General features: G+C 74.4%; 12 protein-coding genes. 3 read left to right on the top strand and 9 right to left on the bottom strand.

Going from position 1 to position 14,035, the window contains the following annotated elements; genetic code table 11:
* Positions 1 to 2 precede the first annotated feature (2 nt).
* Positions 3 to 1,694, bottom strand: a complete 1,692-nt coding sequence (locus AQJ11_RS31895; protein ID WP_059265475.1) for a DUF885 domain-containing protein — start codon at positions 1,692 to 1,694, stop codon at positions 3 to 5.
* Between the two features lie 53 nt (positions 1,695 to 1,747).
* Positions 1,748 to 2,233, bottom strand: coding sequence for an Lrp/AsnC family transcriptional regulator (locus tag AQJ11_RS31900; protein WP_058083750.1), 486 nt, complete (start codon positions 2,231 to 2,233; stop codon positions 1,748 to 1,750).
* Between the two features lie 60 nt (positions 2,234 to 2,293).
* Between AQJ11_RS31900 and AQJ11_RS31905 the strand changes: the two genes are divergently transcribed.
* Positions 2,294 to 3,496 carry a trans-sulfuration enzyme family protein gene (locus tag AQJ11_RS31905; protein WP_059265476.1) on the top strand — a complete coding sequence of 401 codons (1,203 nt, stop codon included), beginning with the start codon at positions 2,294 to 2,296 and terminating at the stop codon, positions 3,494 to 3,496.
* A 111-nt stretch (positions 3,497 to 3,607) separates the two neighbouring features.
* On the opposite strand, the gene AQJ11_RS31910 is transcribed toward AQJ11_RS31905, so the two are convergent.
* The 4 genes from AQJ11_RS31910 to AQJ11_RS31925 all read right to left on the bottom strand — a co-directional run bounded on the left by AQJ11_RS31910 (position 3,608) and on the right by AQJ11_RS31925 (position 8,541).
* A complete protein-coding gene (locus AQJ11_RS31910) occupies positions 3,608 to 5,020 on the bottom strand; it encodes a GNAT family N-acetyltransferase (RefSeq protein WP_244218437.1) in 1,413 nt (470 codons plus the stop codon).
* Positions 5,021 to 5,164: 144 nt separating this feature from the next.
* On the bottom strand, positions 5,165 to 6,751 hold the full coding sequence (locus AQJ11_RS31915) for an alkaline phosphatase D family protein (RefSeq protein WP_059265478.1): 1,587 nt from the start codon (positions 6,749 to 6,751) through the stop codon (positions 5,165 to 5,167).
* A 117-nt stretch (positions 6,752 to 6,868) separates the two neighbouring features.
* Positions 6,869 to 7,699 carry an alpha/beta fold hydrolase gene (locus AQJ11_RS31920; protein ID WP_059265479.1) on the bottom strand — a complete coding sequence of 277 codons (831 nt, stop codon included), beginning with the start codon at positions 7,697 to 7,699 and terminating at the stop codon, positions 6,869 to 6,871.
* A 188-nt stretch (positions 7,700 to 7,887) separates the two neighbouring features.
* Positions 7,888 to 8,541, bottom strand: a complete 654-nt coding sequence (locus AQJ11_RS31925; protein WP_059265480.1) for an NADPH-dependent F420 reductase — start codon at positions 8,539 to 8,541, stop codon at positions 7,888 to 7,890.
* Positions 8,542 to 8,662: 121 nt separating this feature from the next.
* Between AQJ11_RS31925 and AQJ11_RS31930 the strand changes: the two genes are divergently transcribed.
* Positions 8,663 to 9,547, top strand: coding sequence for an RNA polymerase sigma-70 factor (locus tag AQJ11_RS31930; protein ID WP_059265481.1), 885 nt, complete (start codon positions 8,663 to 8,665; stop codon positions 9,545 to 9,547).
* Positions 9,548 to 9,811: 264 nt separating this feature from the next.
* A complete protein-coding gene (locus tag AQJ11_RS31935; RefSeq protein WP_059265482.1) occupies positions 9,812 to 10,573 on the top strand; it encodes a GntR family transcriptional regulator in 762 nt (253 codons plus the stop codon).
* A 357-nt stretch (positions 10,574 to 10,930) separates the two neighbouring features.
* Here AQJ11_RS31935 and AQJ11_RS31940 read toward each other — a convergent pair whose 3' ends face one another.
* The 3 genes from AQJ11_RS31940 to AQJ11_RS31950 all read right to left on the bottom strand — a co-directional run bounded on the left by AQJ11_RS31940 (position 10,931) and on the right by AQJ11_RS31950 (position 14,011).
* Complete coding sequence (locus tag AQJ11_RS31940; RefSeq protein WP_059265483.1) at positions 10,931 to 12,088, bottom strand: ROK family transcriptional regulator; 1,158 nt, start codon at positions 12,086 to 12,088, stop codon at positions 10,931 to 10,933.
* Positions 12,089 to 12,185: 97 nt separating this feature from the next.
* Positions 12,186 to 12,842, bottom strand: coding sequence for a response regulator transcription factor (locus tag AQJ11_RS31945; RefSeq protein WP_058079707.1), 657 nt, complete (start codon positions 12,840 to 12,842; stop codon positions 12,186 to 12,188).
* 14 nt (positions 12,843 to 12,856) lie between these two features.
* Positions 12,857 to 14,011: a sensor histidine kinase gene (locus AQJ11_RS31950; protein WP_059265484.1), complete on the bottom strand. Its 1,155-nt coding sequence runs from the start codon at positions 14,009 to 14,011 to the stop codon at positions 12,857 to 12,859.
* Positions 14,012 to 14,035: the final 24 nt, after the last annotated feature.

Below are 14,035 nucleotides of genomic sequence, written 5' to 3' on the forward strand. Positions count from 1 at the left end.
GGTCACAGCCGGGACAGTTCGTCCACCAGGTCGTCCAGGCCGAGGGAGCCCTGCGACAGCGCCGCCATGTGCCAGGCCTTCAGGTCGAACGCGTCGCCGTGCCGCTCGCGCGCCTTCTCCCGGCCCAGCAGCCAGGCCCGCTCCCCGAGCTTGTAGCCGATCGCCTGGCCCGGGATCGTCAGGTACCGGGTCAGCTCGCTCTCCACGAAGTCCGCCGGGCGGCTGCTGTGCGCGCCGAAGAACTCCTGGGCCAGCTCCGGCGTCCACCGCTCCCCGGGGTGGAACGGCGAGTCCGCCGGGATCGGGAGCTCCAGGTGCATGCCGATGTCCACGATCACCCGGGCCGCCCGCATCATCTGCGCGTCCAGGTACCCGAGCCGCTCCTCCGGGCCCGTCAGGTAGCCGAGCTCGTCCATGAGCCGCTCCGCGTACAGCGCCCAGCCCTCCGCGTTGGCGCTGACCCCGCCGACCGTCGCCTGGTAGCGGGAGAGGTTCTCGGCCACGTGCGCCCACTGCGCGAGCTGGAGGTGGTGGCCGGGCACGCCCTCGTGGTACCAGGTCGAGACCAGGTCGTAGACCGGGAAGCGGGTCTGGCCCATCGTGGGCAGCCAGGTGCGGCCGGGCCGGGAGAAGTCCTCCGACGGGGCGGTGTAGTAGGGGGCCGCGGCACCGCCGGGCGGGGCGATGCACGACTCCACCCTGCGCACCCGCTCGGCGAGTTCGAAGTGGGTGCCGTCCAGCTCCTCGATCGCCTTGTCCATCAGGCCCTGGAGCCACTCCCGGACCTCGTCCACGCCCTCGATGTGCCGGCCGTGCTCGTCCAGGTGCGCCAGCGCCACCCAGGGCGTCTCCGCGCCGGGCAGGATCTTCTCCGCCTCCTCCTTCATCTCGCCGAGGATGCGGTGGAACTCCGCCCAGCCGTACGCGTACGCCTCGTCCAGGTCCAGGTCCGTGCCGTTGAAGTAGCGGGCCCAGCGCGCGTACCGCTCCCGGCCGACCACGTTCGGGGCGCCCTCGATCGCCGGCGCGTACACGTCCCGCAGCCAGTCCCGCAGCTCCACCAGGGCGCCGGTCGCCGCACGCGCCGCCTCGTCCAGCTCCGCGCGCAGCGCCTGCGGGCCCGCGGCGGCGAAGTCCTCGTACCAGCCGCGGCCCGTGCCGTCCGTGTCCGTCCACTCGGTGAGCTGCTCGATGTAGGTGGCGGTCGGCCGGGGAGCGGCGAACAGTTTGCGCTCCAGGCCGAGTCGGAGCGAGGCGCGGTAGCCCGCGAGCGCGCCGGGCACCGCGCGCAGGCGCTCCGCTATCGCCGCCCAGTCCTCCTCCGTGTCCGCCGGGGTGACCGTGAAGATGTCCCGCACCGAGTGGCCCGGCGTGCTCATGTTGCCGATCGCCCGCAGGTGCTCGTCCGCCTCGTGCACGGCGAGTTCGGCGGTCAGCCGCTCCCGCAGCAGCCGCGCGCAGCGCCGCTCGACGTCGCTGTCGGCGCCGGGCCGCCGCTCGGCCTCGTCCAGCTTCGCGAGGGTGGTCCGGGCCAGTGCGGCCAGGGCCTCCTGACCGGCCGGCGAGTAGTCGGGCAGCCTGCTCGAACTCTCCTTCACACCGAGGTACGTACCGGTGACCGGGTCGAGGGCGATGAGGTCGTCCACGTAGGCGTCGGCGACCTGACGGGGCAGCGGGCTTAGGGTCTCAGACATGCGGCCCATCCTCGTACGAGGACGATCGCCGCGTCATCCGTGTTTGCCGGGATTCAGCTCTGGGCGTGGCCGGGCGGCAGCAGCGGCCCGCACTCCCACTGCTGGAAGATCAGCCGGGTCTCCACCCGGGCCACCTCGCGCCGGGCCGTGAACTCGTCCAGCACCAGCCGCTGGAGATCGGCCATGTCCGCGACGGCCACGTGCACCAGGTAGTCGTCGGGCCCGGTCAGATGGAACACCGACCGCGCCTCCGGCAGCGCCCGGATCCGCTCCACGAACGGTCCCACCAGCTCCCGCCGGTGCGGCCGCACCTGCACCGACAGCAGTGCCTGGAGGCCGCGCCCGAGCTTGGCCGGATCGAGCCGCAGCCGGTGCCCGAGGATCACGCCCGAGCGGCGCAGCCGCGTCACCCGGTCCAGACACGTCGACGGCGCCACGCCCACCTGCGCGGCGAGGTCGCGGTAGGTGGTCCGGGCGTCGTTCTGCAACAGCCGCAGCAGATGCAGATCGACCGGATCCAGTACGACGGAATCGGCCACCGGCCGAACGTAGCACGGCATCCGGCCTCCAGGAACCGTTCGCTGTTCACCCTTCCGGCCATGGACACATCGAGCCCGAGTGCCTACGACGACGTACGCACCGCATCGAGAGCGCTGGCCACCGAGGCCGTGCACGCCGGCCGCGACGACCTCGCCCGCCAGGGCCTGCACGCCCCGCCGATCGACCTGTCCACCACCTACCCCTCCTACGACAGCCGCGCCGAGGCCGCCCGCATCGACGCCTTCGCCACCGACGGCGCCGACCCGGTCGGACCGCCCGTCTACGGCCGCCTCGGCAACCCGACCGTCGCCCGCTTCGAGACCGCGCTCGCCCGCCTGGAGGGCACCGCGTCCGCCGTCGCCTTCGCCAGCGGCATGGCCGCGCTCAGCGCGGTCCTGCTCGCCCGGTCCGCCATGGGCCTGCGCCACGTCGTCGCGGTACGGCCGCTGTACGGCTGTAGCGACCACCTGCTCACCGCCGGGCTGCTCGGCACGGAGGTCACCTGGACCGACCCGGCCGGCATCGCCGACGCGCTGCGCCCGGACACCGGTCTGGTGATGGTCGAGTCCCCGGCCAATCCGACCCTCGCCGAACTGGACCTGCGGGGCATCGCGCACGCCTGCGGTTCGGTGCCGCTGCTGGCCGACAACACCTTCGCCACGCCCGTGCTGCAACGCCCGGCCGAGCAGGGCGCCCGGCTGGTGCTGCACAGCGCCACCAAGTACCTGGGCGGCCATGGCGATGTGCTGGCCGGGGTGGTCGCCTGCGACGAGGAGTTCGCGGGCCGGCTGCGGCAGATACGGTTCGCCACCGGGGGAGTCCTGCATCCGCTCGCGGGCTACCTGCTGCTGCGGGGGCTGTCCACGCTCCCGGTGCGGGTGCGGGCCGCCTCCGCGAACGCCGCCGAGCTGGCCCGCCGGCTCGCCGCCGACCCACGGGTGGCCCGGGTGCGGTACCCGCGGCTCGGCGGCGCGATGATCGCCTTCGAGGTGCACGGCGACCCGCACGAGGTGATCTCCCGGGTCCGGCTCGTCACCCCCGCGGTGAGCCTGGGCAGCGTCGACACGCTCATCCAGCACCCCGCCTCCATCAGCCACCGCATCGTGGACGCCGAGGACCGCCGCGGGGCCGGGGTGAGCGACCGGCTCCTGCGGTTGTCGGTGGGCCTGGAGGACGTCGACGACCTGTGGGCCGACCTGGACCAGGCCCTGGGCGCTCCCCGCGAACGCCGGGTGACGCCGCTGCGGGAGGCGGTGCGCTGAGCAGGAGGCCCCTCGGGCGGTCCGCGCAGGGCACGGCACCGCCGGTGACCGCCGAAGAGCCCCAGCGTCGCTGGGGCTGGGCGGACCGCCCGAAGGGGCGCGAGGGGGCCGTCAGCCGAGGCGGGGCGGCTGGGGGCCAGGCGCGGTGGCGACCGGTGTGGGATCCAGCCGGGCCGTGATGACCAGGGTGCCCTCCTCCACCTGGTAGTCCAGCGGCAGACCCAGGCCGCGCATCGCGGCGACCATGCCGGTGTTGGACGCCTTCGTCACGGCGTACACGCTGTCGCAGCCGGCCTCCGCCGCCAGCGCCACCAGCCGGCCGAGCAGCTCCCCGCCGACGCCGCGCCGCTGCCAGTCGTCCTCGACCAGCAGCGCGACCTCGGTCTCGTCGCCGTCCCACAGCAGGTGCCCGAGGCCGACGATCCGGCCGGAGGCGGTCTGCGCGGCCAGCGTCCGGCCGAAGCGGGGGCTGAGCAGGTGGTTCAGATAGCGGTCCGCGTCCCCGACGGGGCCGTGGTAGCGCAGGCCGAGGGTGTGCGGCGAGCACCGGTCGTGCATCGCCCGGGCCGCCGCCAGGTCCCCGGTGTCGACCCGGCGCACGGTGATGTGGTCGCCCTCGGGCAGGGTCAGCACATCGTGACCACGGGGGATCCGGGGCCCGAGCCGGGTGTCCAGCTCCACGAGCGCCCGGGCGCGGGCGAACTCGGTCGGGGTGAACGGCAGATACGGCCGCTCCACGGTCAGCACACCGCCCTCGGGCGCCGGCAGCCGCATCACGGTGTCCTCCAGGACCCCTTCGACCGGCACCGGCTCGGGGCCCCGGCCGCCCCCGGCCGGCGTGCCGGGCAGCGTCCGGATCGTGCAGCGACCCAGCAACTGGCGCAGCGCGAGGGGCAGTTCGGCGGTGTCCAGGGCGGTGCGGGCGGCCAGCCCGAGCACCCGGGTGGGCGCGTCGACCAGGTCATGGGCGTCGGCCCGCTCGATCCACGTGTCCGTGCCCCCGGCCAGCGCGACCGCCCGGGTGATCTCGGCCGCGGCGAGCGCGCCCGGTGCCCGCAGCAGGAACTCGTCCACCGTGCCATCGGCCAGTGGGTGCGTCTGGAGGCTCAGGATGTCCACCCGGCCCTCGGCGAGCGCCGTGCACAGGGCGGCCAGGGAGCCCGGCTCGTCCTTCACCGTCGTCCGCATCCGCCACAGCACGTTCGTGATCTCGTCGGCGCCGGGCTGCTCGGAAGGCCCGGCCGGCCGCTTCTCGGCGGCCGGCCGGGCACCGGTATCGCTCACCGGCGGCGCATGTCCGTGGTGGCGTGACCACCACACGTGGAAGCCCGCCGTCGCGGCCAGCACGATGGCCGAGATCACCAGCAGGGCCGGGCCGTCGGGCCCGTGTCCGATCAGGTTGGCCACCGCGTCCGCGACGGCCACGGCGGTGAAGAGCGCGGCGAGTTCGACGACGTCCCGCCGCCAGTGGTGCACGGGCCGCCCGTGCCTCGCCCGGGTCACATCAGGCATGTCTGGAGTCATGCAGCCACTGTGAAGGAACGGTGTTGCGTGATCACGAACTGATTGTGACCGATGGGTAAAGCATGCTGCTTCCGTCCACTTTGTTGCATTTTCTACTGTTGAGGGGAACGGGAGCGGGTGCGGGCGGCGGTCCCGCGCGTGCCCCTACTGGCCGACCCGGCCCGGCTGGAGCGTCTGTGTGAACAGCACGGTGCCGTCCTGCTCCCGCAGCCGTACCGTCAGCTCGCCGCTGTCCCCGTCGATGTCGACCTCGCCGAAGAACTGGTAGCCGCCCGCGGGCGAGACGTTCGACGCGGTCGGCGCCTTCACGAACACCCGCTCCGGGCCGAACGTGCCGTCCAGCGCGCTGGCCGGGAACGCGCCGGCGTTCAGCGGTCCCGAGACGAACTCCCAGAACGGCTCGAAGTCGGTGAACGCGGCCCGTGACGGCTGGTAGTGCTGGGCGGAGGTGTGGTGCACGTCCGCCGTCAGCCACAGCGTCCCGGTGATCCGCCGGTGCTTGATGAACCGCAGCAACTCGGCGATCTGCAACTCACGGCCGAGCGGGTCGCCCGGGTCGCCCTGGGCCACCGCCTCGAAGTTCGGCTTGTTCTCCACCGGGTCGGGGACGACCAGGCCGAGCGGCATGTCGGCGGCGATCACCTTCCACACCGCGCGCGACCGGGCCAGCTCTCGCTTGAGCCACTCCAGCTGCTCCCGGCCGAGGATGCCCTGCGGGTCCACGGTCTGGTCGTCGGGGGAGTTGGCGTTGCGGTAGGTCCGCATGTCGAGCACGAACACGTCCAGCAGCGGGCCCTGGCGCAGCACCCGGTAAACGCGGCCCTCCTTGGCGCCGGGGCGCAGCGTGGAGAGGGGGAAGTACTCGCTGAACGCCCGCCGGGCCCGCGCGGCGAGGACGTCGATGCTCTTCTCGGTGTAGCGGGTGTCCGTGGAGGCGATCACCTCGCCTGGGTACCAGTTGTTGCGCACCTCGTGGTCGTCCCACTGGATGATCGACGGCACCTGGGCGTTGAACCGGCGCAGGTTGGCGTCGAGCAGGTTGTAGCGGAAGTTGCCCCGGTACTCGGCGAGGGTCTCGGCGACCTTGGACTTCTCCTCGGTGGTGATGTTCCGCCAGGTGCTGCCGTCGGGCAGGGCCTGGGTGGCGGTGATGGGGCCGTCGGCGTAGATGTTGTCGCCGCTGCACAGGAAGAAGTCCGGGTCCAGCTTCGCCATCGCGTCGTAGATGCGGTAGCCGCCGAGGTCGGGGTTGATGCCCCAGCCCTGGCCGGCCAGGTCGCCCGACCACAGGAACCGCACGCCGTCCCGGCGGCGCCGGGAGACCGTGCGGAAGGTGCCGGTCACGGGCTCGCCGGTGCGGCGCGGGTCGTCCGGGTCGGCGAGCAGCACCCGGTAGTGGATCTGCTCGCCGGAGGGCAGGCCGTGCAGCCGGGTGGTGCCGGTGAAGTCCGTGCCGGCGCCCAGCAGCGGACCGTGCCACCTGCGGGGGTTGCGGAACGACTCGGTGGCCGAGGTCTCCACGATCATCCGGGCGGGCCGGTCCGAACGCACCCACACCAGACCGGAGTCGGCGGTCACGTCACCGGTCTGCACGCCCCAGCCGGCCGCGGGCCGTCCGGAGCGGGCGAACGCCGGGGCCGCGCCGAGGCCCACGGGCAGGGTCAGGGCCGCCGACGCGGCGAGGGAGCCGCGCAGAACGCTGCGGCGACCGGGGAGCGGACGGTGGGACATGGCTGCGCCTCCAGGGACGGGATCCGGCCAGTGTGCAGAGCCACACCTACTGGGGCGCTGCGGCGCGCACACGAACCGGAAGTGAACTCCAGTCGGCCGGAGGGCGGTCAGCGGTGCTCAGCGGCTGCCGTCCAGGATGACCCGCGCGACCAGCGCCGGGTCGTCGTTCATCGGGCAGTGGCCGCAGCCGGGCAGCCGCACCAGCCGGGCGTGCGGGATGAGCTGCTTGGCGCGGACGCCCTGGCGGCGCATGAGGATCCGGTCCAGGGTGCCCCAGGCCACGGTGACCGGCAGGCCCGACAGGTCGTCGGTGAACCGGACGGTGGTACCGGCGCGTAGGGTCGCCTCGAAGCCGGTGGCGCCGACGAGCGCGAGCGTCTCGGCGACCACAGCCTGAGGCGAACGGCGCGCGGGACGGGCGTAGATGGTGCTGGTCAGCGCGGTACGGCCGGCCGCCGTGCGGGACAACTGCTCCACCAGCGGGAGCGGGAGCCGCTGGGCGATGCCCCGCATCGCGAGCAGCACCGTGAACGCGTACCGCCGCTCGGCCTCGGACCAGAAACCGGCGGGGGACAGGGCGGTGACGGACCGTACGAGCTTCTCCCGGCCCAGCTCCAGGGCGAGCAGGCCGCCCAGCGAGTTGCCGGCGACGTGCGGACGCTCCAGTTCCAGCGCCTCGAACAGGGCGCCGAGCACGGAGTTGGTGGTGGGCAGGTCGTAGCTCAGGCCGTCCGGGAGTCCCGGGGAGGCGCCGAAGCCCGGCAGGTCGACGGCGATCACCTCCCGCTCGGTGGCGAGGATGTCCGCGACCGGGTCCCAGGCCTGCCGGTGATGGCCGATGCCGTGCAGCAGGACCAGGGGTTCGCCGCGGCCCGCGCGCGCGTAGGACACGGTCACATCGCGCGGGCCGTGCGGGGTGGGGACCTCGAAGGAGACGGTGGCGGACATGGGGTGCTCCTCGGCTGGGCTGCTGACGGACGCCGTAGACAGCTTGTCAGCAATTACTACCGGCCGGTAGCCCCCGGTGTCGTCCCCGTGACACGACCCCGTGGCACGGTCCCTTCGCGAGGCCCTGTCGTCCGCCCCTTCGCGCGGCCCTGTCGTCCGCCCCTTCGCGCGGCCCCGTCGTACGGTCCTCAACGCGCCCGGCGCACCTCGACGTTGAAGTCGGCGTTCCCGAAGCGGCCGAACAGCGCGAGCCACAGCGGCAGGTACATCTCCACCGCGCGCGCCGACCGGATGCCGCCCAGGTCCAGCACCCGCCCGGCCGGCCAGCCGAACTCCCCGAGCAGCGCCGTCACCTGCTGCTTGGCGCCGGGGTCCGCCCCGCACACGAACACGTGGTGGTCGCCCGGGACCCGCCGCGGGTCCACCATCACCTGGCAGTTGACCGTGTTCAGCGTCTTGACCACGCGCACGTGCGGGAACGCCCGCTGGATCCGCTCGGCCACGCTGTCCGACTCCACCGGGTCCAGCCGCGGCCGACCGTCCTCGAACGCCAGCGGATTGGAGACGTCCACCAGCACCTTGCCGTCCAGGTGCTCCGCGCCCGCGGCCGCCAGCGCGTCCAGCGCCACCCGGCCGCCCACCGCGTTGACGACCACCTCGCCCGCCGCGGCGGCGTCCGCGAACGTCCCCGCGTGCGCCCGGCCGGCCGCGGCCGTCGCCCACTCCGCCGCCACCGGGTTGTCCCGGGAGCGGGAACCCAGGGTCACCTCGTGCCCCAGTTCCAGCAGCCGGCCGGCCAGCGTGCGGCCCACCTCGCCCGTGCCCAGCACCGCGTACCGCATCGCCCACCTCACGGTCCCCGGCCGCCGACCGCCGGCGGCCCGCGGTCATTGTGATCCGGACCGCTCCTGGAGCCGGGCATTCCGGGTGGACAGCGCACAACGTGTCGGCTGGGATGGACCCGTGACCGCCGACCTCGCCACCGATGTCTTCGAAGAGCACCGGCCCCTGCTCACGGGGGTCGCGTACCGCATGCTCGGCCGGGTCGCCGACGCCGAGGACGTGGTCCAGGAGGCCTGGCTGCGCTGGTACCAGGCCGACCGCGCGGCGGTCCGCGAACCGCGCGCCTACCTGGTGCGCGTCACCACCCGGCTGGCCATCGACCGGCTGCGCCAGGTGCGGTCGCGCGGCGAGGCGTACGTCGGGCCGTGGCTGCCGGAGCCGTACCTCACCGAGTTCGTCGAGACCGCACCGGACTTCGCGGAGCGCGCGGTGCTCGCCGACACGGTCTCCCTGGCCGTCCTGGTCGTCCTGGAATCGCTGTCCCCGCTGGAACGGGCGGTGTTCGTGCTCCGGGAGGCGTTCGGCTACCCGTACGCCGAGATCGCCACGCTGCTCGACCGCGCCGAGCCGGCGGTACGCCAGCTCGCCGGGCGTGCCCGCCGGCACGTGGCGGAAGGGCGCCCCCGGTACGAGGTCGACCCCGTGCGGCGCCGGGACCTGACCGAACGTTTCCTCGCCGCCGCGTCCGGGGGAGACCTGGAAGGGCTGATGTCGCTGCTCGCCCCGGACGTCCGGCTGGTCGGCGACAGCGGCGGCAAGGCCAAGGCGCCGGTGCGCGTCCTGCACACCGCCGACAAGGTCGCCCGCTTCCTCGTCGGCGCCGCGCGCTCGGTCCCGGCGGACATCTCCTACCGCCTCCTGGAGACCAACGGCGGCCCGGCCCTGCTCGTCCTGTCCGGCGACAAGCCCGACAGCCTCTTCCAGGTGGACATCGCCGACGGCCGCATCACCGCCGTCTACATCGTCCGCAACCCCGACAAGCTGCGGCACCTCACCGGCCACTGAGCCGCCGCCCCGCCGCGCGCCCGAGCCCCCGTCGTCCGGCGGGGGCTCCGTCGTGCGACAGGCGCGTTGCCGCGATGTCACACGCACCGCCGCACACGAACGCCGGGTGAACGCCGCGCGGGGGCCGCCCGTCCGTTCACGCAGGCACCGAGGATTGGTCTTGACCAAGGGTGACGGCCGCCCTATCGTCGCAGAGAAGTGCAACAACCTTTAATAAACAAGGGCGCTAAAAACCGCCGGACCACGGCTCTTGCGGAGGACAGGGTGGGGACCACGCAGCTGGAATCGGTACCGGAACCGAAGTACTGGCATCTGAAAACCGTGCTCACCGAGGCACTGGACTCCGAGTTCTCGGTCGGCGAGATCCTGCCCAACGAGCGTGATCTCGCGGCCCGCTTCGGCGTGGCCCGCGCCACGCTCCGCCAGGCACTCGAACAGCTGGAACTGGAGGGCCGGCTCCAGCGCCGCCGCGGGGTCGGTACGACCGTCGCGCCCCCGCGCGTGGGCGTGGCCGTCGGCACCGAGCAGCACACCTGGCCCGGCGCCGCCGGAGACGCCTGGCAGCCCGTCGACAGCGTCCAGGCGCCACCGCCCGCCGCCGTCGCCGCGGCCCTGGAGACCGGCGCGGACGAGCCCGTCCACACCGTGCGCCGCTCCCGCATGTCCCACGGCCAGCAGGTCGCCACCGAACTGCTCTACGTCCCGGCGGCCTCCATGCCCGGCCTGACCGCGATCGACGCCCCGTCCGGCGCGGCACGCGCGCGTGCGGTGCTGCGCGAGTTGCAGCACCTGCCGCTGGAAGGGGAGGACCGCGCCGTCGAGCTGGGCTCCGCGCGCGCGGACGACGCCAAGGAACTGGACCGGCTCCCCGGCTCACCCGTCCTCGTCGTCACCACCCGCTTCTTCGTCCAGGGCCGTACGGCGGCGCTCTCGGTCGCGACCTACCGCGCCGACACCTGCCGGCTCACCTTCGGCGAGTCGGCCGGGGTGGAGATACACCACGACCCGGAGAAGCGAGCCTCCTGACGCCGGGCGGACAGCCGACCCGGGGCGCGGGGCCGCATTCAGGTGCGGCTCCGCGGTGCGGGCGCGACCCGCGACGAGGCGTGCGCCGCACCTGGCGGGGTCACCGCGCCTGGCGGGGCTGTCGCGCCTGGCGGGACCGCCGCACACCTGGCGGGGTCACCGCGCCTGGCAGGGCCGCCGCACCTGGCGGGGTCACCGCGCCTGGCGGGGTCACCGCGCCTGGCAGGGCCGCCGCACCTGGCGGGGTCACCGCACCTGGCGGGACCGCCGCAGCGGCAAGAGCGCCGTAGCGGCAGCAGCGCCGCACCAGGCAGGATTCGCCGGCCCCGGCGCGACCGACGCACCCCGGCGCCCTGGTCACCGGCGGGCGGTCACCGTGCCGTCGACCGCGAACAGCTGCTCCTCCACATGGTCGAGAGCCAGCCGCAGTGCCCCCGTGGCCACGGCCGCCTCCCCCAGCATGGACAGCGCCACCCGGGGCGGCCGCAGGCAATAGCGGGCCAGCTCGCACCGCAGCGGCTCCAGGACCCCGTCCAGACCGGCCGCCCACCCCCCGATCACAACCAGCTCCGGATCGAGCGCCAGCACCAGCGCGGCCACGTCGTGCACCAGCCGCTGGATGAACCGCTCCACGGCCGCCCGGGCCCGCTGGTCGCCCTTGCGCGCCAGCGCGAACACCTCGGCCACCGCCTGCTCGTCCAGCGGGTGCAACGGCTCGTCGGTAGTGGACAGCAGCGCCTCCGGCGTCGCCTCCCGGCCCAGCAGGTGCAGCGCGCCGATCTCCCCGGCCGCCCCGCCGTAGCCCCGGTGCAGCCGCCCGCCGATCAGCGAACCGGCCCCCGGGCTCAGCCCGGCCAGCACGAACACCACGTCGTCCGTCTCGGCCGCCGCGCCCTTCCAGTGCTCGGCGACCGCCGCCGCGTTGGCGTCGTTCTCCACCAGCACCGGACACCGGAAGGAACGGCTCAGCCGCTCGCCCAGCTTCAGTCCCGTCCACTGCGGCAGCGCCGTACTCAGCCGCACCGTACCGTCCGCCTCCACGATGCCCGGCGTGCCCACGCCCACGGCCCGCAGCGAGCTGCGCGCGACCCCGGCCCGGCGCAGCAGCTCCGCGACCGCGCCGCGCAGCCGGTCCAGCCGCTCGTCCGCCGGCGCCGTCTCGCCGACCTCCTTGGCCTGCGCGCCCAGCACCCGCCCGTCCAGGTCGGACAGGAGTGCGGCGACCCGGTGCGGACCGATCTCCAGGCCCAGCAGATGCCCCGCCTCGGCCCGGAACCGGAACCGCCGGGCGGGCCGCCCCTGCCGCCGCGCACCGCCGTCCTCGGCCGCCGTCTCCACCACCAGGCCACCCTCGATGAGGCCCTCCACGACGCCCTCGACGGTCGGCCGGGACAGTCCGGTGACGCGGGTGATCTCGGTGAGCGTCGCGCAGTCCGTGGTACGCAGCGCGTGCAGGACCACCGCGGAATTGATCCTTCGCAGCAGCGAGGGATCGCCACCGGTCAGCTGCCCCACCGTCCGTCCTCCCAGCTCGCGGGCGTGTTGGCCGGATCGTACTCGGCCCGGTCCACCCCCGGCGAGTGCCGGGCCCCGCTCGTGGCCGGCCTCTTCGTCACCCAGATTCCATGAACCCGGACTCGTAGGCCGCGATCACCGCCTGGGTGCGGTCGCGCGCGCCGAGCTTGGCCAGCACGGCGCTCACGTGCGACTTCACCGTCTCCGCGCCCACCACGAGCCGGGCGGCGATCTCCGCGTTCGACAGCCCCCGCGCCATCAGCCGCAGCACCTCCGCCTCCCGCTCCGTGAGCCGGGCGTGCGCCGGTGTGGTCGGCGCCGGCCGGGCGCCGTCGCCGTACCGGACGGCGAGGCGTCGCACGGACGCCGGGAACAGCAGCGACTCGCCCTCCGCGACCAGCCGCACCGCGTGCACGATCTCGGCCGGGCGGGCCCGCTTCAGCAGGAACCCGTCGGCACCCGCGCGCAGCGCCTCGTACACGTACTCGTCGTCCTCGAAGGTGGTCACCACGAGGATCTTCGGCGGTTCCGCCACGGTGCGCAGCACCGCGCGCGTGGCCTCGATGCCGTCCATCAGGGGCATCCGCACGTCCATGGCGACCACGTCCGGCCGCAGTTGCCGCACGAGCGGGATGACGGCCGCGCCGTCGGCCGCCTCGCCCACCACCTCGATGTCGGGCTGCGCCTCCAGCACGGCCCGCAGACCCGCGCGGACCAGGGGTTCGTCGTCGACGAGGAGTACGGTGACCGGCATCCGGCCAGCGTAGATCAGCCGACCGGCAGCTCCGCGCGGACCTGCCAGTCGCCCTCGTCCGGGCCGGTCCGGGCGGCGCCGCCGAGCAGCGCCGCCCGCTCCCGTATGCCCCGCAGGCCGCTGCCCCGCCCGGCGCCGGGTATCGCTCCCGGCAGCGGATTGCGGACCTCCAGGGCGAGCGTCCCGTCGCCGACCGTGACCCGGACCCGCACGGGCACGGCCCCCGCGTGCCGCAGCACATTGGTGAGCGCCTCCTGGAGGATGCGGTAGCCCTCGCGGGACACTGGGCCCGGCAGGGCCTCGACCGGACCCCTCACCTCGGCGTCCACCTTCGCCCCCGAGGCCCGCGCCGACTCCAGCAGCCGGCCCGCGTCGGCCAGCGTGGGCCGCGCGCTCACCGGCCGCTCGGCCTCCCGCAGCACGCCCAGCACCCGCTCCAGATCCTCCAGCGCGGCCCGGCCGGTCTCCTCGATGGCGCCCAGCGCCCGGCCGGTGAACTCGGGATCGCCCGCCGCCCGCGCCGCGCCCGCCTGCACCACGGCCACCGTCAGGGCGTGCCCGATCGAGTCGTGCAACTCCCGCGCGATCCGGGTGCGTTCCAGCAACTGCTCGGTGCGCTCCTCCAGCGCGGCGAGCCGCTCGGCCGCCGACGGCCCGAGCAGCCGGCGCGCACCGGCGGTGACCAGCTCACCGAGCCCGACGACCAGCCCGTACAGGGCGAGCAGCGGCAGCGGCGCCAGCAGCGCCCAGGCGCGGTGCGCCGGCAGCCGGTCCAGCAGCGGGACCCCGTCCGGCGCCTCGCCCCAGGCGCACCGCGCCAGTTCGAAGCAGAGGACGGGCAGCCACACCGAGGCGAACACGGTCACGGCGCCGAGCAGCATCCGCAGCTCCAGCCACAGCACCGTGCGCAGCCGGTCCCGCCAGGTCGCCGCCGGCGCCTCGGAGATGCCCGGCTCCGGCTCGCCGGGCGTGAGCAGCAGCCGCGCCTGCACACCCTCGCCCCTGCGCACCGCGGGCACGAGACCGAGCGGGACGAGGAACAGCGCGGGCACCCAGGGAGTCGACGGGACGACGAAGAGCCAGACGCTGACCACCAGCATCGGCACCCACAGATGCAGCAGACGCGTGTACGTCGTCCCGCGCAGCAGCGGGCGCAGAAGGCGAGGCATGACCTCATCGTCGCAGGCGGCACC

The sequence above is a fragment of the Streptomyces corchorusii genome (genome assembly GCF_001514055.1).
GTDB lineage: Bacteria > Actinomycetota > Actinomycetes > Streptomycetales > Streptomycetaceae > Streptomyces > Streptomyces olivaceoviridis.

Coding starts and splice junctions, on each gene's coding strand:
- AQJ11_RS31950 (WP_059265484.1), bottom strand. CDS start 14,011: ATGCCTCGCCTTCTGCGCCCGCTGCTGCGCGGGACGACGTACACGCGT.
- AQJ11_RS31945 (WP_058079707.1), bottom strand. CDS start 12,842: ATGCCGGTCACCGTACTCCTCGTCGACGACGAACCCCTGGTCCGCGCG.
- AQJ11_RS31915 (WP_059265478.1), bottom strand. CDS start 6,751: ATGTCCCACCGTCCGCTCCCCGGTCGCCGCAGCGTTCTGCGCGGCTCC.
- AQJ11_RS31895 (WP_059265475.1), bottom strand. CDS start 1,694: ATGTCTGAGACCCTAAGCCCGCTGCCCCGTCAGGTCGCCGACGCCTAC.
- AQJ11_RS31910 (WP_244218437.1), bottom strand. CDS start 5,020: ATGACTCCAGACATGCCTGATGTGACCCGGGCGAGGCACGGGCGGCCC.
- AQJ11_RS31920 (WP_059265479.1), bottom strand. CDS start 7,699: ATGTCCGCCACCGTCTCCTTCGAGGTCCCCACCCCGCACGGCCCGCGC.
- AQJ11_RS31925 (WP_059265480.1), bottom strand. CDS start 8,541: ATGCGGTACGCGGTGCTGGGCACGGGCGAGGTGGGCCGCACGCTGGCC.
- AQJ11_RS31905 (WP_059265476.1), top strand. CDS start 2,294: ATGGACACATCGAGCCCGAGTGCCTACGACGACGTACGCACCGCATCG.